This is a genomic window from Vannielia sp. (assembly GCF_029212645.1).
Classification (GTDB): Bacteria; Pseudomonadota; Alphaproteobacteria; order Rhodobacterales; family Rhodobacteraceae; genus Vannielia.
The window spans coordinates 86,804-103,765 of record NZ_JARGND010000005.1 but is presented as its reverse complement, the minus strand read 5'-3'; the positions used below and the strand labels follow the sequence as shown (position 1 = coordinate 103,765).

15 protein-coding genes are annotated in these 16,962 nt (G+C 62.4%); 9 read left to right on the top strand and 6 right to left on the bottom strand.

The window, feature by feature from the left end:
* Positions 1 to 87: 87 nt before the first annotated feature.
* From P1U55_RS03170 to P1U55_RS03150, 5 genes are all read right to left on the bottom strand, one after another.
* Positions 88 to 918, bottom strand: coding sequence for a CoA ester lyase (locus tag P1U55_RS03170; RefSeq protein ID WP_301046044.1), 831 nt, complete (start codon positions 916 to 918; stop codon positions 88 to 90).
* Positions 912 to 1,751 carry a MaoC family dehydratase N-terminal domain-containing protein gene (locus P1U55_RS03165; RefSeq protein ID WP_301046043.1) on the bottom strand — a complete coding sequence of 280 codons (840 nt, stop codon included), beginning with the start codon at positions 1,749 to 1,751 and terminating at the stop codon, positions 912 to 914. Before P1U55_RS03165 ends, P1U55_RS03170 begins: the two co-directional genes overlap by 7 nt.
* Positions 1,748 to 2,848, bottom strand: a complete 1,101-nt coding sequence (locus P1U55_RS03160) for a CaiB/BaiF CoA-transferase family protein (RefSeq protein ID WP_301046042.1) — start codon at positions 2,846 to 2,848, stop codon at positions 1,748 to 1,750. Before P1U55_RS03160 ends, P1U55_RS03165 begins: the two co-directional genes overlap by 4 nt.
* A complete protein-coding gene (locus tag P1U55_RS03155; protein WP_301046041.1) occupies positions 2,848 to 4,011 on the bottom strand; it encodes an acyl-CoA dehydrogenase family protein in 1,164 nt (387 codons plus the stop codon). Before P1U55_RS03155 ends, P1U55_RS03160 begins: the two co-directional genes overlap by 1 nt.
* A 151-nt stretch (positions 4,012 to 4,162) precedes the next feature.
* A complete protein-coding gene (locus P1U55_RS03150; RefSeq protein WP_301046040.1) occupies positions 4,163 to 4,939 on the bottom strand; it encodes a helix-turn-helix domain-containing protein in 777 nt (258 codons plus the stop codon).
* A gap of 369 nt (positions 4,940 to 5,308) precedes the next feature.
* Between P1U55_RS03150 and P1U55_RS03145 the strand changes: the two genes are divergently transcribed.
* The 7 genes from P1U55_RS03145 (at position 5,309) to P1U55_RS03115 (ending at position 12,493) form a co-directional block, all read left to right on the top strand.
* Positions 5,309 to 5,749: a PaaI family thioesterase gene (locus tag P1U55_RS03145; RefSeq protein ID WP_301046039.1), complete on the top strand. Its 441-nt coding sequence runs from the start codon at positions 5,309 to 5,311 to the stop codon at positions 5,747 to 5,749.
* 24 nt (positions 5,750 to 5,773) lie between these two features.
* Complete coding sequence (locus tag P1U55_RS03140; protein ID WP_301046038.1) at positions 5,774 to 6,154, top strand: OB-fold domain-containing protein; 381 nt, start codon at positions 5,774 to 5,776, stop codon at positions 6,152 to 6,154.
* A complete protein-coding gene (locus tag P1U55_RS03135) occupies positions 6,151 to 7,305 on the top strand; it encodes a thiolase (protein ID WP_301046037.1) in 1,155 nt (384 codons plus the stop codon). The genes P1U55_RS03140 and P1U55_RS03135 overlap by 4 nt, the downstream gene beginning before the upstream one ends.
* Positions 7,302 to 9,422 (top strand): acetate--CoA ligase family protein, encoded by a 2,121-nt coding sequence (locus P1U55_RS03130; RefSeq protein ID WP_301046036.1) that lies wholly within the window; start codon positions 7,302 to 7,304, stop codon positions 9,420 to 9,422. The genes P1U55_RS03135 and P1U55_RS03130 overlap by 4 nt, the downstream gene beginning before the upstream one ends.
* Entirely contained in the window at positions 9,412 to 10,275 is an 864-nt protein-coding gene (locus P1U55_RS03125; protein WP_301046035.1) for a MaoC/PaaZ C-terminal domain-containing protein, read from the top strand. Before P1U55_RS03130 ends, P1U55_RS03125 begins: the two co-directional genes overlap by 11 nt.
* Positions 10,272 to 11,033 (top strand): enoyl-CoA hydratase-related protein, encoded by a 762-nt coding sequence (locus P1U55_RS03120; protein ID WP_301046034.1) that lies wholly within the window; start codon positions 10,272 to 10,274, stop codon positions 11,031 to 11,033. The genes P1U55_RS03125 and P1U55_RS03120 overlap by 4 nt, the downstream gene beginning before the upstream one ends.
* 83 nt (positions 11,034 to 11,116) lie before the next feature.
* Entirely contained in the window at positions 11,117 to 12,493 is a 1,377-nt protein-coding gene (locus P1U55_RS03115; protein WP_301046033.1) for a hypothetical protein, read from the top strand.
* Positions 12,494 to 12,683: 190 nt separating this feature from the next.
* Here the strand turns inward: P1U55_RS03115 and P1U55_RS03110 are convergent, their stop codons facing one another.
* On the bottom strand, positions 12,684 to 13,610 hold the full coding sequence (locus P1U55_RS03110; protein ID WP_301046032.1) for a LysR family transcriptional regulator: 927 nt from the start codon (positions 13,608 to 13,610) through the stop codon (positions 12,684 to 12,686).
* 185 nt (positions 13,611 to 13,795) lie between these two features.
* On the opposite strand from P1U55_RS03110, the gene P1U55_RS03105 reads away from it, so the two are divergent.
* Together P1U55_RS03105 and P1U55_RS03100 are read left to right on the top strand one after the other, a co-directional pair.
* Positions 13,796 to 14,926, top strand: a complete 1,131-nt coding sequence (locus tag P1U55_RS03105; RefSeq protein ID WP_301046031.1) for a TAXI family TRAP transporter solute-binding subunit — start codon at positions 13,796 to 13,798, stop codon at positions 14,924 to 14,926.
* Positions 14,927 to 14,997: 71 nt separating this feature from the next.
* Positions 14,998 to 16,953: a TRAP transporter fused permease subunit gene (locus tag P1U55_RS03100; protein WP_301046030.1), complete on the top strand. Its 1,956-nt coding sequence runs from the start codon at positions 14,998 to 15,000 to the stop codon at positions 16,951 to 16,953.
* Positions 16,954 to 16,962: the final 9 nt, after the last annotated feature.

The following is a 16,962-nucleotide window of genomic DNA, read 5'->3' as shown; positions in this document are numbered from 1 at the left end:
CCCCAGACCCATCCGCTTTCACACGCGCTTTCACGTTATAATCAATCACCCGTTTCACGGGCACGAGAACTTTCATGGATATCTCTCCTATTCGTTGGTCGGCCGAGGGGCCGTGTTTTGGGTTGGGTCGGCCTGCGCAAGAATGTGACGGGCGCGCTTGCGAACCGGCTCGTCGATCATTGCGCCATCAACCGAAACCGCGCCATCGCCAGAAGCGGCAACCCGGTGGGCCCAGTCGATCTCGGCCTGCGAGGGGTGGAACGCGCGGCGGACCTCCGCGATCTGGCGCGGATGAATGCAGAGCTTGCCGGTCATCCCCAGAGCCTTGGCGTGGGTCGCGTCTTCGAAGCTTTCGGTCGGGTCGTCGAGCCGCACGGTGACGCCGTCAATAGGTGGCGCGATAGCCGCGAGGCGAGAGGCAAGCACCAATTCGCAGCGCGCGGGAACAAGCCCTTCCCGCAGGTGTTCGCAGCCCAGATCGGCGCAGTAGTCGACTGAGCCGAAAACCAACCGGCAGACCCCCGGAATCGTGGCGATCTCGCGTGCATGGGCAAGCCCTAATCCGCTCTCGATAAGGGCCATAACTGGCGCGTGCCCCTCCAGAGTTTGGCAGACAGCGGCAACCGCGTCCGGGTGCTCGGACTTGGGCAGCATCACGGCTGCCAGGTTGAGGGTTCGCAGCGCCGCGAGATCCGCCTCATGCCACGGCGTGCCAGAGCCATTGATGCGCACCACGATCGGCAGATCGCAGAAATCGCTGCGCAGCATCGCGCGCGCCTTGTCCTTTTGGTCCAGCGCCACGGCGTCTTCGAGATCGAGGATCACCGCATCGGTGCCCGAGGCGGCGGCCTTTTCAAAACGATCGGGCCGGTTGGCGGGCACAAAAAGCGGGGTGCGGATTGTCTCGGCGCTCACCATGTTGCCTGGGCCTTCATGGCCACCGGACCGCCGGGTGCCGCGCTCCACAGGCTCATCCCGCCATCTTCTTCGGTGGCGTGCAAAACCAGCGACGGGCCGGAAAACGCAGGAGACAACCCGCGAAAGGTGAAGCGCGAGGGTGCCGCCCCAGCCAGATCGGCCGCGAATTGCCCCAGCAGCGCCGCCTGCATCGGACCATGCACCACCAGGCCCGGATAGCCCTCTTCGAGGGTGGCATAGGGCAGATCGTAGTGGATGCGGTGGCTGTTGAAGGTGATCGCAGAGTAGCGAAACAGAAGGTCGGGCGAAGGAGAAATCTGGCGCTGTTTAGCGCCCATGGGGGCCGCCGGGGGCAGCTTGGGGCTTGCGCCGGGGGTGGCCGCTTCGCGATAAACGATGTCTTGCTCTTCGCTCAGGATGGCGCGCCCTTCGGCGTCATAGTCATGCGTGACAGTCACAAAACACAGGGTGCCGCTGCGCCCTTGCTTCACGCTCACATCGGTTATCTTTGAGCGGCGGGTTACTGTTTCGCCCACGCGGGGCGGGCTGTGAAAATCAATAGCTCCACCGGCCCACATGCGGCGGGGCAGGGTAACGGGTGGGAGAAACTCACCGCGTTTTGGGTGTCCGTCAGGGCCAAGCTCGGCGGTCGCGGCGCAGGGATGACACAGGCAATGGTGCAAAAACAGCGGAGCCTGCGCCCCCATATCGCTCTCACCCTCGCGGTCAAAAGTTGCCAGGAACCGCTGTGCAAGCACAGGTGGCAAAAGCTCCGATACGGTCTCTTCACGTCCAACCCAGGTTCTCAGGTGATCCAGGTCAATTTCCATCATTCAGGTTCCTCAAGTTCGGCAAGCCCCGGCACGGGGCCGTATTCACGGCTTTCATCATCCCAGACGGCACCCGGCGCCGGATATGAAACCGGCCCGTTGGGGGTGTCAACGGTGATGCGCCGCAGGTGCGGGTGCGCGGCAAGCCCGGCCATGTCGTTGACACGGGCAACCGCCACATCAGCGCTGAGCAGGGCCTCCACCGCTTCGTCGCCGGTGAAGTCCTTGAAGCGAGCGCCAACCACGGCATCGGTCGCGGCCCGGTTGCTGACCCGCGCGACATTGCTGGTAAACCGGGGATCGGTGCCAAGGCCGGGGTCGCCGAGGAACACCTTGCAGAGCTTTATCCACTCGCGGTCGCTTTGAATCGAGATCAGGATTTGGGCGCCGTCTTTGGCGGTGAACACGCCGTAAGGCGCAATCGAGGGGTGAGACAGGCCCACGCGCTTTGGGCTTTTGCCGCCCTCATGGTTCAGCAGCGGCACGGTGAGCCAATCGGCCATGACATCAAACATCGAGACCGAGATATTGGCGCCGCGCCCCGTTACCCCGCGCCGGATCAGGGCCTCAAGGATCGCGGTTTGTGCGGTGGCTCCAGTGGCGATATCGACGATGGAAATGCCAACGCGGGCGGGTTCGGAGGGGCCGCCTGTAATCGAGCAAAGCCCGGATTCTGCCTGGATCAAAAGGTCATAGGCTTTGCGGTCGGCCATTGGGCCGTTCTCGCCATAGCCCGAGATCGAGCAGGTAATGAGGCGGGGAAACTCGCGCGCCAGCCGCTCGAAGGGAAACCCAAGCCGGGCCAGAGCGCCGCGTTTGAGGTTTTGCACCAGCACGTCGCTCTCGGCGAGAAGGTCCGAGAGCGCCTCACGCCCCTCGTCGGATGTGAGATCCAGCGTGCGCGATTGCTTGCCACGGTTGAGCCAGACAAAATAGCTGGATTGGCCCTTTGCCACATCATCGTAGCCTCGCGCGAAATCGCCTTCGGGGCGCTCGATCTTGATCACCTCTGCACCGGCATCCGCCAACCGGGACGTGCAGAAGGGGGCGGCCACCGCCTGCTCGATGGAGACGACGCGCAGGCCGTCAAGCGGGCCCATCAGAACGACCTCGGAAGACCAAGGACATGTTCGGCAACGTAAGAGAGGATCAGGTTGGTCGAGATCGGAGCAACCTGGTACAGCCGGGTTTCGCGGAACTTGCGCTCAACGGCGTATTCGCAGGCAAAGCCAAAGCCGCCGTGAAATTGCAGGCAGGAGTTTGCGGCTTCCCAGCTTGCCTTGGCGGCAAGGTATTTCGCCATATTGGCCTCGGCCCCGCAGGGCTTTCCGGCATCATACAAACGGCTGGCTTTCCGGCACATGAGATTGGCCGCCTCGACCTCGATATAGGCCTCGGCAATAGGAAACTGCACGCCTTGGTTCTTTCCGATAGGGCGGCCGAACACCTGGCGCTCGTTGACATAGTTCACCACTCGATCGGTAAACCAGTAGCCATCGCCGATGCACTCTGCGGCGATCAGCGTGCGCTCGGCGTTGAGCCCGGTGAGGATGTATTTGAAGCCCATGCCCTCTTCGCCAATCAGGTTTTCCTCGGGGATTTCCAGATTGTCAAAAAACAGCTCGTTGGTTTCATGGTTGACCATGTTGGGGATCGGGCGAACCGTCAAACCGGTTTTCATGGCTTCCTTGATGTCGACCAGAAAGATCGAAAGCCCTTCGGACTTTTTCTTGACCTCTGCAAGCGGTGTGGTCCGCGCCAGCAGGATCATCAGGTCTGAGTGCTGTACACGGCTGATCCAGACCTTCTGGCCATTGATAACGTATTTGTCGCCGTTCTTGACGGCGGTGGTTTTAAGCTGGGTGGTGTCGGTGCCGGTGGTTGGCTCGGTCACGCCCATGGCCTGCAATCGCAGCTCTCCGCTGGCCAGCCGGGGCAGGATGCGCTGGCGCTGTTCCTCCGAGCCATGCCGCATGAGGGTGTTCATGTTGTACATCTGTCCGTGGCAGGCCCCGGAGTTGCCGCCCGAACGGTTGACCTCTTCCATGATCACCGCCGCCGCCGTCAGACTAAGCCCTGATCCTCCGTATTCCTCGGGGATCAGCGCTGCCATCCAGCCAGCACGGGTGAGCGCGTCCACAAATTCTTCGGGATAGGCGCGCTGCTCGTCGACCTTGCGGTGGTATTCGTCCGGGAACTCGGCGCAAAGGGCGCGCACCGCATCTCGAATGTCCTGAAAGTCATCGCTGTCTTGATTGTGCACCTAGGTGTCCTCCGGGTCGTTTTTTGCGGCAGTGTGATGCCAGTTCCCGGTACCATCCGATGTTGCCTTCCATAATGCAAATAACATAACGGCCTTTCAGACATGCTTTTGCGGCATGGTGAGGGCGAGGGATGCGTTTTTCTTGTGTGAGTCAGGTCTCGGCTGAATGCCCGAGGACTCCGCGCTCGATCTGTTTTGCGGCTTTGGCCAAATCCTCGCCCACGCGATCAAGGGTCTCCGGCGTTTGCTGGCCGGTGATGGTAATGCTGCTCATCCCCAGGCGCGGGGTTCCGGCGGCATCGCATGATATGGATGCAACGATATCAAGGCCGCGAAACAGCTTGCCCCGGTCCTGCGCCGTTCCGGTCTCACGCGCCTTTTGAACATCGGCCCAAAACGCTTCAAACCCCGGCGCGTCTTGCCAGCGCACGCTGTTGTATCCCTTGCGGGTTTGCGCCTCGGTAAGGCCAAGGCGCGCCGCATAAACCCGCCCGATCGCCCCGGCAAAAACCGGCAGCCGGCTGTTTGGCGCGATCACCGCCTGAACGATATAGGGGGCGGTGAACCTGTCGATCAGCACGATCCGCCGGCTTTCGGTGATCTGCCAAAGGGCGATAGCGACCTGCCGGTTTTGTGCGATGGCGCTCAGGACCGGGCGGATCAAATCCGCCGGGTTGGCGCCCAGCAGAGGGGCGGCAAACTCCATCAGCCCCATGCCGATCACATAGGTCTTGGCCTCGGGATCAAAGCTCAACAACCCTTCGTGGGTGAGCGTTCGAAGGATGTTGAACGCCGACGACACGTTCAAATTTGCCTCACGGGCGATCAGGGTCGCGCCCATTGGCTGCCCGCTCGCCGCCAACAGCCGCAGGATGATGATTGCGTTCTGAACCGCGGGTACAGATTTTTGTCCGGTATCGCCCGTCATGGCATTCCCTTGAAAGAATGATATTTACCGTACAGAATATTCTTGTTAGAGCAAGCGCAGGCTGAGGATGCAAGACGGAAGGATCGGGATGGCGTTGGGTGTTGATAGCGGTGTTTTCGAACAGCTTGTGGGGATGGAGAGCAGAGGTGCCCTTGAGCGCCTGCGCCCCCTTCGAACACAGGGTAATATCCGCGAAAGGATCGTCGCCGAAATGACGCAGATCGACCCTTTTAGCCTGTCGGCTCCGCAAACCTTACGCGCCCTTACCAGACGCCCGGAAAGCCTCAACCCTGCGGCTCGCCCCGCACTGAAAGTGCGCAACCGCATCGGCGCTGGCCCCCATCCCACCCGGCAGCTTGTTCTCGCAGGTTGCCCCCTGGCACAGCGGGTGGCCTGAGCATGGTGCCCCGTAACCCCGAGGATATGCCCCCGCAGTCGCCGTTTTCGCTGATGTTGGGGATCAAGGTTGAAAGCTGCACGCCAGAAGAGGCGGTTTGCTCGATGCTCATCACCGAGGTGATGGGCAACCGCAACGGCGTGCTGCACGGCGGCGCGCTGATGGCCCTGGCCGACGCCGCCGCAGGCACCAGCGCGTTCATCAACAGCCCAGCGGAAATTACCAACACCACCGTTGAGGCCAAAACCAATTTCATCCGGCCAGTGCACGTGGGCGATACGATCACGGCCCGTAGCGTGCCGATCCACATCGGCCAAACCACGGCCGTGCTGCAAGTCACCCTGACGCGCGGTGACGGGAAGGTCGTTGGCAGCACATCACAGACACATCTTTTCATGACCTGGAAAGACTAAACAGACGAAGAGGAGGAACGGAAAATGACAACCACAGATATTTCCGCGCTCGGACCGCAGGCCGCCTACGAGGCGCATCTTGCCGCAGGGCGCTTCATGATCCAACGCGCCGCGAGCACCGGCGAATATGTATTCTGGCCAAAGGTCACGTCTCCCACCGGCGCGACAGACCTTGAGTGGGTGGAAGCAAAAGGCACGGGCACGATCTATGCGATCACCGTCAACCGGGCGCGCGCTGGCTCATGGAACGTGGCGCTCGTGGAACTGGACGAAGGCGTGCGCATGATGTCCACTCTGCCAGAGGTGGAAACCGCCGAAATCGGCGCACGGGTTCGGGCCCGCATTGAAGCGACAGAAGAAGGCCCGCGCGTGGTCTTCGATCTTACCGGGGAGGACGCAGCATGAGCATGGATAGCATGCGGGGAAAATCCGCCATCGTAGGCATGGCAACCGCAGGCGTTGGTGAGGCTCCGGGCTTCTCGGCGATGGAACTGTTGGGGCAGGCGGCGGTCAAGGCGGTGCAAGATGCCGGTGTGAAGCTGCAGGATATTGACGGCGTTTTCGCGGCCACCTCCAGCCACGCCTTTCCAACGATGAGCGTGGTGGAATACCTCGGCCTCAAACCAAGCTTCTTTGATGGCACAAATGTCGGCGGGTCCAGCTTCGAGATGCACCTGCTACAGGCCACATTGGCGCTGGAGGCCGGTCTGTGTGACGTGGCTTTGGTTTGTTACGGGTCCAATCAGCGCACCGCTGGTGGGCGGCTCGTTTCGATGAGTGAGCCGCAGTGGCACGAAACTCCCTACAAACCGCGCCACCCGATCACCGCCTACGCGCTGGCCACCAGCCGCCACATGGCCAAGTTCGGCACGCAGCGCGAGGATCTGGCCGATGTGGCGCTCGCCGCGCGCGGTTGGGCCAACCTCAACCCCGAGGCCTTCGCCCGTGGCCCGCTCACCAAGGATGAGGTGATGTCGGCGCGGATGATCTCGGACCCGCTGAGCAAATCCGATTGCTGCCTTGTCACCGATGGTGCCGCTGCCTGCATTCTGGTGCGGGCCGATCGGGCGAAAGACCTGCCAGGAAAGCCGGTTTACTTCATGGGGGCTGGCGGAGCGAACTATCACCGCTCGATCGTGGCGATGCCCGATCTGACCACAACCGCCGCCGCAGAAAGCGGCCCGCGCGCCATGGAAATGGCCGGTATCAGCCAGAAAGACGTTGATGTGGCGATGGTCTACGACGCCTTCACGATCAACACGATCCTCTTTCTGGAAGATCTCGGCTTTTGCCCCAAGGGCGAGGGCGGGCGCTTCGTGCAGGATGGCCGCATTGCGCCGGGCGGCGAACTTGCCGTCAACACCAATGGCGGCGGCCTCTCTTGCGTGCATCCGGGGATGTATGGCCTCTTCCTCATCGCCGAAGCGGTGGCGCAGATCCGGGGCGAGGCGGGCGAACGCCAGATCGCGGATTGCAACATCGCGCTCTGTCACGGCAATGGCGGCACGCTGTCGAGCCAGTGCACGGCGATCCTCGGTTCTGAGGAGGCGCTTTGAGTGAACCGTCCCTGATTGACCGGCTCATTGCGCCACAGTCCGTTGCGGTGATCGGGGCCTCTGAGGACCCGACCCGCATCGGCGGCCGCCCGATCGCGGCCATGCTCAAAGCCGGCTACAAGGGACGTATCCTGCCGGTGAACCCCAAGCGGGACACCGTGCAGGGGTTGCCATGCTACGGCACCGTCGAGGATCTGCCAGAAGCCCCGGATGCAGCCCTCATCGCGGTGCCCGCCAAGCTGGTGGCACAAACCATCGAAGCGCTGGGCCGCAGGGGCTGCAAGGCCGCCACGCTGTTCTCGGCGGGCTTTGCCGAAACCGGCGCGGATGGCGAGGCGGCGCAGCGTGATCTGGTTGCGCTGGCGGGCAAACACGGAATGCGCCTGCTCGGGCCAAACACGCTTGGCGTTTACAACGTTGATATCGGCTATTACGGCACCTTCTCGTCGTCGCTCGATACCGGCTTCCCGCTGCCGGGCAATATCGGGATCGCCAGCCAGTCCGGCGCTTTTGGCGCGCATCTCGGCGCGCTGGCACGGGATCAGGGGCTAGGGTGCTCGGTTTTGATCACAACCGGCAACGAAGCTGACATAACCGTCGCCGACGCCATCCGCTGGATGGCCGGGAGTGACAGCGTTGATGTGATCTGCACCTATATGGAGGCCGTGAATGACGCGCCGGCGCTGCTAAAGGCGCTCGACGAAGCTCGCGCTGCCGGTAAGCCGGTGCTGGCGTTGAAATCGGGCCGCTCAGCGGTGGGCGCGCGGGCCGCGGCCTCGCACACGGCCTCGCTCACCGGCGATGCGGTGGTGGCCGATGCGGTGCTCAGCGATCACGGGGCCATCATTTTGCGCGACCCGGAATCGATGATGGATATCGCCTATGCCGCCTCGAAGAAGGTTTTTCCCAGGCGGCACACGCTGGGCGTGGTCACTGTCAGCGGCGGCGCCGGGATTGTGGCCAGCGACGAAGCCGAACGTATCGGGCTGCCGATGCCCGCTATGCCTGAGGCCGCGCAGGCCAGGCTGCTGGAGGTGCTGCCCTACGCATCGGCGCTCAACCCGCTTGATTGCACGGCGCAAGCGCTGAACGAGCCTGCGCTCCTTGAGCAGTTCACCCGTGCGGGCCTCGAAGAGGGCGGCTACGGCGCGGTGCTGTGTTTCCTGACCTATGTGGCGGGCAGCGAAAAGCTCTCAAAGGTGATCCTGGAGGCCATTGAGCCGCTGCGCGCGACCTATCCCGATCGTATCATTGCGTTCTGCGCACTGGGCGATCCGCAAGTCCTGCGGCGCTACGATGAGGCGGGCATTCTGGTTTTCAGCGATCCCTGTCGCGCGGTGCGCGCGCTTGATGCGGTGCTGCGGCTCGGATCGGCACACGCCAGCGCCCCGAAAAACCGCACGCCAGCGCCGATTGCGGTGCAGCTTCCGGCCACCAGCCCGGATGAGACCGAGGCAAAGGCGCTGCTGGCAAAAGCCGGGATTGTCGCGGCCCCCGAACGCGCCGTGCAAAGCGCACACGAGGCGGTCAACGCCGCAGTCGAAATCGGATTTCCGGTTGTCATGAAAATCCTGTCGCCCGACATTTTGCACAAATCGGATATCGGCGCGGTCAAGCTCGACATAAAGGATGAAAACGGCGTTCGCGCGGCCCATGCCGCGATCCTCGCCGCCGCCCAAACCCATGCCCCCGACGCCCGCATCACCGGCGTGTTGGTGGCCAGGCAACTCTCGGGCGGGGTTGAATGCCTGATGGGCATCAACCGCGATGCGACCTTCGGGCCTGTGGCGGTGTTTGGCCTTGGCGGCATCTTCGTGGAGCTGCTGAATGATGTTGCCCTGCGGGCCTGCCCGTTTGGCCCTGAAACCGCGCGGGAGATGATCCTGTCTATCCGGTCCGCCGCTATCCTTCAGGGCGCGCGCGGGGCCGCCCCGGCGGATATCGACGCGCTCGCAAACATGCTCTCCCGTCTTTCTGTTTTTGCTGCGGGGGCGGGCGATCGGCTCGCGTCGATTGATCTCAACCCGGTGCTCGCAATGCCCGAAGGGCAGGGGGCCTACGCCCTTGATGCGGTGATCGAACTTGATGCAAAGAAGGAGGCTTCCGATGCCCATTAACCATGACCACTTGATGAATTTCGACATCCCTGAAGTGCGCCAGAGCTACGGCGCCGAAGAGGTAGCGCGCTTCGGGCTGACAGTCGGCATTGGGCAGGACCCGCTGGATATGCGCCAGCTGCCCTATGTTGGCGCATTGGCCGATGATTCCCGCGCCATGCCCGCCATCGTGAGCGTTCTGGGCCATCCGGGGTTTTGGCTCAAAGATCCTGAAACAGGTGTCGATGCGCTCAAGCTGGTGCATGGCGAACAGGGCATCACGATCCATCAAACAATCCCGCCCGAAGCCACCATCGTTGGCAAAACCCGTGTGACCGGCCTTGTTGACAAGGGCGAGGGGCGGGGCGCTCTGCTCTACTCCGAGAAGACGATCCGCGACGCAGACAGCGGCGAGCTTCTGGCAACCTGCCATGGTACAACCTTTTTGCGCGGCGATGGGGGTTTTGGCGGGCCTGATGGCCCGGTAAAACCGGCGCATAAGCTGCCCGAAACCGACCCGGACCATGTGTTTGATTCGCCAACCCGGCCAGAGCAGGCGCTTTACTACCGCTGGAACGCCGACCCAAACCCATTGCATATTGATCCCCGTGTGGCTGCGAAAGCAGGCTATGAGCGGCCCATCCTGCACGGTCTTTGTTCCTTTGGCTTTGCAGCCCACGCATTGCTCGCCGTGATGTGCGAGTATGATGCCGATCGATTCGGTTCGATGGAGGCGCGTTTCACCGCAGTTGTCTTCCCCGGCGAAACCCTGCGCACCGAAATCTGGAACGACGGGAGCTTCCGCACGCGGGTGCTGGAACGCGACAAGATCGCGATTGGAAACGGGCGTTTCACGGTGAGAGATGGGTCATGAGCGTTGATGTAAATACCAACAGCGACGGGCTATGCACGTTCACCCTTAACGAACCGGCCCGCCGCAACCCGGTTGGTCACCCGGAGCGCCAGGCGCTCTGCGAGGCGCTGGCGACCGCGGCAGAGGATGACGCGGTGCGCGCCGTGGTGATGACCGGCGCGGGCGGGCACTTTTCGGCCGGTGGCGACATCCGTGATCAAAAACAGCGCAGCCCTGGGGCGCATCGCACCCGGCTTGCCGTGGTCGCCGATATGGTCACGCGGATGGCGCACTTCCCCAAACCGCTGGTCGCGGCGGTCGAGGGCTGGGCGGCAGGGGGCGGCTTTGCTCTTGCGCTGGCGTGCCCGATGGTCGTTGCCTCGCGCGAGGCACGCTTTACCGCCGCTTTCACCAAGATCGGCCTGATACCAGACATGGGCCTGTTGGCCACGCTTCCGGCACGGGTCGGCCCGGCGCGGGCCCGGCGCATTCTGCTGGACAACCGTGTCATCGAAGCGAAGGAAGCCTTTGATCTCGGCCTTGCCGATGAACTGGCCGATGCCGGGGAGGCCGCGCAACTGGCCGGGGAGCTGGCTTTGAAAGAAGCAGAGGTCGCGCCGCTGCCGCGGCAGTTCATCCTTGATTGGTTCGCGCGCGATCTTGCTGCGGCGCTCGACCATGAGGCAACCTTGCAGCCGGTGTTGATGAACAGTGCTGACGCCGCAGAAGGGCGCGCTGCCTTTGCCGAGAAAAGGCGGCCTCATTTCAGCGGATGCTGACCGGCGAAAGCCCTCCTCCCCCTATCTCCTCTGTTGACGCAGAAGAGGGACCAGTCTGGGCGATCACGCTGCGCCGCTGGTTGATGACAGTCATCATACTGTCGGCGCTCGCCTCGGTTTTCAGCGATGCACGGGTCATCACAGCTTGCGGGGCGGCCGCAATGGCCACCTATCTCTGGCTGGCGCGCAAGCAATTTGGCTTTGGCACCTGGGTTCCGGTCTCAATGGTTATCGTCGGGCTTGCTGCCGCGCTCTGGCAAGGTGTTGCGCCCGAGGTGCTCTGGCTCGGAGCGGAACGTATGCTGTTTCTGGGGGCCTTGGTCGCCATGCTGGGAACCCTGCGCTCCGCCGCCGCCATCGCGCCCGAGGTCCACCGGGCGGGGCTTTATATAACCGGCCAGCCCGCCTCACGGCGCTATCTAGCAATGACCTTTGGCGGGCACCTCTTTGGTATCCTTATCAATTTCGGCGGACTGGCGCTGCTTCTGGATCTTGCGAAGCGGTCCATGTCCACTCCGGCTGCGGCAGAGCTGCCTGCGGAAGTTCAGGAGGTGCGCTTGCGGCGGATGACGGTTGCGGTCATCCGGGGCTTTTCGATGATCTCACTCTGGTCCCCCTTCGGCTTTGCCACCAATGCCATCCTGATCTCTGTGCCGGGGTTGAGTTACATGAGCTTTGGCCCCATCGGCTTTGCCATGTCTTTCGTCTTCGTCGCGATCGGCTTGTTCCTTGATTACCTTGACGGGCGACGTTTCCGCCGCCTCGGCTTGCCGCGCCCCAAACCGCCGTTGCGCAGTTGGACAGGGGCAGCGGCGCTGGTTGGCCATGTGATCGCCCTCGGACTCGCCGTTTTTGCCGTGCATGAGGTAACGCCCCTGAGTTTTCAGGAAGGGCTGATCTGCGTGGTGCCCTGCTACGCCCTGCTCTGGGCGGCGGCAGCGGGGCGGGCGGCACCGGGCGGCCCACTCTCGGGGGTGGCAAGTGCTGCCGGGGCAACGTGGCAACGGCTCTCGGTGCTGGGCCCGGAGGTGGGGGTATTTGCTTCGGCGGGCTTCCTTCCGGTGGTGCTTTTGGCGCTGATCCCGGTGGATCAGTTGCAAGGCACGGTCTCGGGATGGGCGCTTGGCCCGGTGCCACTCGCCTTGGGAATTTCCTCCCTGATCGCCGCATCGGCCATGATCGGAATCAACCCGATCGTCATGGCTTCGGTTCTGGGCGCAACGGCGGCACAACTGGCGGTGCCGGGGTTGAGCGATACCGCGATTGCGCTGGCAATCACCGGTGGCTGGACTGCGGTAATCGGGTTCTCTCCCTTCATCACGACGTTGGGCATCAGCTCGGCCATCGTCAAACGCAGCACCGTCACCATCGGCATCAAGTGGAATGGCGTCTTTTGCCTCACACTCCTTGCCGTCTGGTCGCTGATGCTCGCCGGTCTGATAACGTTTGGCGTGATCTAAAGCGCTTCGCCTTTAACCTGAGACATCAGGTAAAGGCGAGGCGCGCGCAACAGTCCTGCCTCGCACTGCGCTCCGCCAAAAGCTGTGAGTCAGGTTTTTGGCGGAACGCTTTAGGGGGGCGCCCTCAGAGGGGGCATACCGGCAGGGCATCCGTTCAGGTTGAGTATGACCGATCGTTACAGGCTTGCACTCAGAGCTTTGTCCCTGGCCACTGGCCCGAGGTGACCATGCCATGAACCTCGTCGGTCACGAACTTGCCAAAGCTGGTGATCAGCCTCGAACCGGGGCGGTTCAGCGGTGTCATCAAAATGAGCGTCCGGTCGATGGTCCGCCTCACGATGGGCCGCGCGATCAGGCGGCCGTCGCGAATGTGGTTGAGCACGCTGACCAGCGGCAAAATGGTTGCGCCAAGCCCGCGCTCGACGAAAGCGAGCATGGTGGGCAAAATGTCGATCTCCAGCACAACATTCAGCTCGCTATGCGCTTCCTGTGCGATGGCCTCAATGCGCCCGCGCAACCCATGCTCGGGATTGGGCAGGATCAACGGCCGCTCCAGCGCGTCGCGCGCGTCGATCGGCAGGCCGTCCTGCGCCCCATTTTCCTTCGCCGCTTCGACAAGGAAAAGCTGTTCTATGAGAATGGGTTGCGCCTTGATAGAGGCAGATTTCTGGCCTTCGTAAGCCACCCCCAGATCGATCTTGCCGCGCAATAGCCAATCCTGCACATGGCCACTGAAGCCCGAGATGATCCTCAGCTTCACATCCGGGTATTCCACCATCGACCGCTCGATCAGATGGGTGGCCAGAATCTCTGAAACCGTGGGGGGCAACCCCAGGGTGACAATGCCGGAAAGCGGGGTTTTGTGCCCCGAAATATCGGCGGCAAGATCCTGCACGTCCTCCAGAATAATCTTGGCCCTCATCGCCAAGCGGATACCCTCTTCGGTGGGCATGACCCCGCGCCCGTGGCGGCGCAACAGATCTGCGCTCAGCTCCTCTTCAAGGGATTTTATCTGCCGGCTCAAGGCAGGTTGCGCGATGTTCAGGCGCTCGGCGGCGGCGGTGATGCTGCCAAGTTCGACCACTTGAACGAAGTTGCGAAGTTGGCGGAAGTTCATTCATGCCTCTATGGTATCTCTGATATATTAATAATGTACTTGAAACATGGCAGCCAGTCGAACAGTCTGATCCTGAGAAAGGGATCACCTGGCCGGTGAGCGCCTGTAGCGCCAAGGCTCCGGGGCATGGCCACAGGCCCAGAGGCAATTGCCCGGGGCAACTTTCGACATTCAGGGAGGAATACATGAAGACCAGATTCAGGCTTGGTGCCGCCGCAGGCGCCCTCATGACACTCGGCGCGGCAACCGCCTCCGCACAGGAGCTTCCGGGCACGATGGTGTGGACATCCTATGATGTTGGTTCTGCCGGATATGCCGAGGCCTCGGCAATCGCCGATGCGTTCGGCAAGGAGTTCGGCACCCGTGTGCGTATCCAGCCCTCGGGCAGCAGCATTGGCCGCTTGCAGCCCTTGCTCCAGGGGCGCGCTGATTATGCCTTCCTCGCAACCGAGGCGTTCTTTCTGTCAGAAGGGGCGTTTGATTTCGCAGCGCCGGCGTGGGGCCCTCAACCCCTGCTTGCCATTGCTGGCCGCCCCGCAGGCGTTACCCTTATTGCAGCCGGTGATGCCGGTATCGAAACCGTGGCCGATGCCCGCGGCAAGCGGATCGCCTTCGTCGCCGGGAACCCTTCGGTCAACGTCAAATGCGAGGCTATTCTTGCCTTCGGCGGCCTCACCCTTGACGATGTCGAAGTGATCACCTTTCCAACCTATTCATCCGCGATGTCCTCGATGACACGCAATGAATCCGATGCAACCTGCACAACACCCACCACCAGCCAGCTCTACGAACTGGCAGAAAGCCCGCGTGGCATTCACTACGCGCCGCTGGACCCGGATAATGCCGCTGGTTGGGAGGCGCTGCTCAAGGTTCTTCCGATCATGGGCGCCTCTGAAGAGGACGTTGCCGCTGGCCTGCCGGAGGGTGAGGTCGCGCAGATGGCCGCTTACCGTTACCCGATCATCGCCACAACCGTGGATAAATCCGCCGACGATGTCTATGCCTTCATCAAGGCGCTGGATGAAACCTATGACCTTTACAAGAACGGGACAGCCGCCATGGCGCGCTGGACGCTCGAAAAATCGGGTCGCCCGGCGGTTGACGTTCCTTTCCATGAAGGGGCCATCCGCTACCTGAAGGAAAAGGGTATCTGGACCGCCGAAGACGATGCCTGGAACGAGGAGCGCACACAGCGCATGAATGCCCTCATCGAGGCGTGGAAGGTCTTCAAACCCGAGAATGAAAGCCTGCCGGAGGACGAGTTCGCCGCAGCCTGGATGGAGCGCCGGGCCGAAGTCGTTTCCTCGCTGGACTAAGCCGCCCCCGCACGAGTTGCCCCCCGTAGGTTTGGCCTCCGGGGGGTCCACCTTCGAGTGAAGGCGAATTTATGGTTTCTGACAACAGTTCATCCTCCGGGTCTGGGCAACAGGCTGCCGAGACACCCACCCATGCCGTCCCGGTGATGCGAACCATCATCCGCCGGGTGATCATGGTGTTGGGCGCATTGGGGGTGTTGCTTGCGATCAACCAGCAGTTTCTCCTTAATTTCCTGGGCTTCCAGCCGCTGGGAAACGCCTATCTCTACTACCTGATCGGGATTTTCCTGGCGCTGGCTTTCCTGACCATTCCAACCTCCACCATGACCCCCCTGCGGTATTGGTGGTTTGACGGTGCCCTTGCCATTTGCGCCCTCGTCAGCACCGGGTGGCTGGGGTTTCACGGCTTGGACATTCTCCAGAAAGGGTGGGAATACGACGCCCCGCCAATGGCGGATTTCATGGCCTCCGTGCTGCTGTTGCTGGTGCTTGAGGGCGTGCGCCGTGCGGGCGGGCCGATCTTGCTGTTTACGGCGCTGTTGTTCGGAGCCTACCCGCTTTACGCCGATTTCATGCCCGGCTTCCTTTGGGGCACCGAGTTTTCGTTGCTCGGCACCGTGCGCGCCCATGTGCTTGGCGTGGAGTCGATCATCGGCATCCCCATGCAGGTGGTTGCCGAACTGGTCGTCGGGTTCGTGATTTTCGGCTCGGTGCTGGTGGCCACCAAGGGCAGCGACTTTTTCATGGAGCTGGCCTCTGCCTTGCTTGGGCACAGCCGGGGCGGCCCCGCGAAGGTGGCCGTTGTTGGCTCCGGTATCCTCGGCTCGCTCTCGGGCAGCGTGATATCGAACATCCTCACCTCGGGGCCGTTCTCGATCCCGACGATGCGGCGTGTGGGGTATCCCGCGCATTATGCCGCCGCAGTCGAGGCCTGCGCCTCGACCGGGGCAACCCTGATGCCGCCGGTCATGGGAACGGTGGCCTTCGTCATGGCGTCCTTCATCGGCGTGCAATATTCGGCCATCGTGATCGCTGCGGTGATCCCGGCAATCCTGTTTTACGTCGCCCTGCTGTTTCAGGTTGATATGTATGCCGCGCGCCGTGGCCTCAAGGGCATGCCGCGCAGCGAGATTCCCGCGATCTGGCCGGTCCTGAAATCCGGTTGGCCCTACCTGCTCAGCCTCGCGGTTTTGATCTTTGTGCTTATGGGGCTGCGGATGGAAGCGCGCTCCCCCTATTACGCATCGCTTGTGATGTTGCTCGCCACCGCCTTTCGCAAGGAAACCCGCGTGAACCTTGGCCGCGCCAAGGAGCTGTTGATCGACGTTTCGCGCAATATTGCCGGGCTGGTGGCGATTTTGGCGGGCATCGGGCTGGTGGTTGGCGGGCTGTCCTATACCGGCGTTGCCGGGGCATTCTCGCGCGAACTGCTGCTCTATGCGGGCGGCAACACCGCCTTGATGCTGATCGCCGGCGCGATCACCAGCTTCGTGCTCGGCATGGGGATGACGGTCACGGCGTGTTACATCTTCCTGTCGATCCTGCTGGCACCGGCGCTGGTGCAGGCGGGGCTCAACCCGATCGCCAGCCACCTGTTCATCCTCTATTGGGGGATGCTCTCCTACATTACCCCTCCGGTGGCGCTGGCGGCGATCACCGCGGCCAATGTTGCCGGGTCCAAACCAATGAAAACCGGCTTTCACGCGATGCGCCTCGGGATGCCGCTGTTCTTGCTGCCGTTCATCTTTGTCTACGATCCGGCGCTGATCATGGAGGGCGAGGCGTTTCAGATCATCAAGCGCATCACGCTGACCCTGGTGGCGATCTGGGCGATCACCTCTGCCTTCGAAAGCTGGATTTACAAGGTTGGCCGTATCGGAGTGGTGAGCCGGATCGCCACGGCGGCCGGTGGCTTGCTGGTCCTGTTGCCAGAACTCGCAACCAGCCTCCTCGGTGGCGCAATTCTTGTGGGCGTGATTGCAATCAACCTCGCCCTTCAAAGGCGGCGTGATGCCACAAGGGTGTAAGGAGCTGAA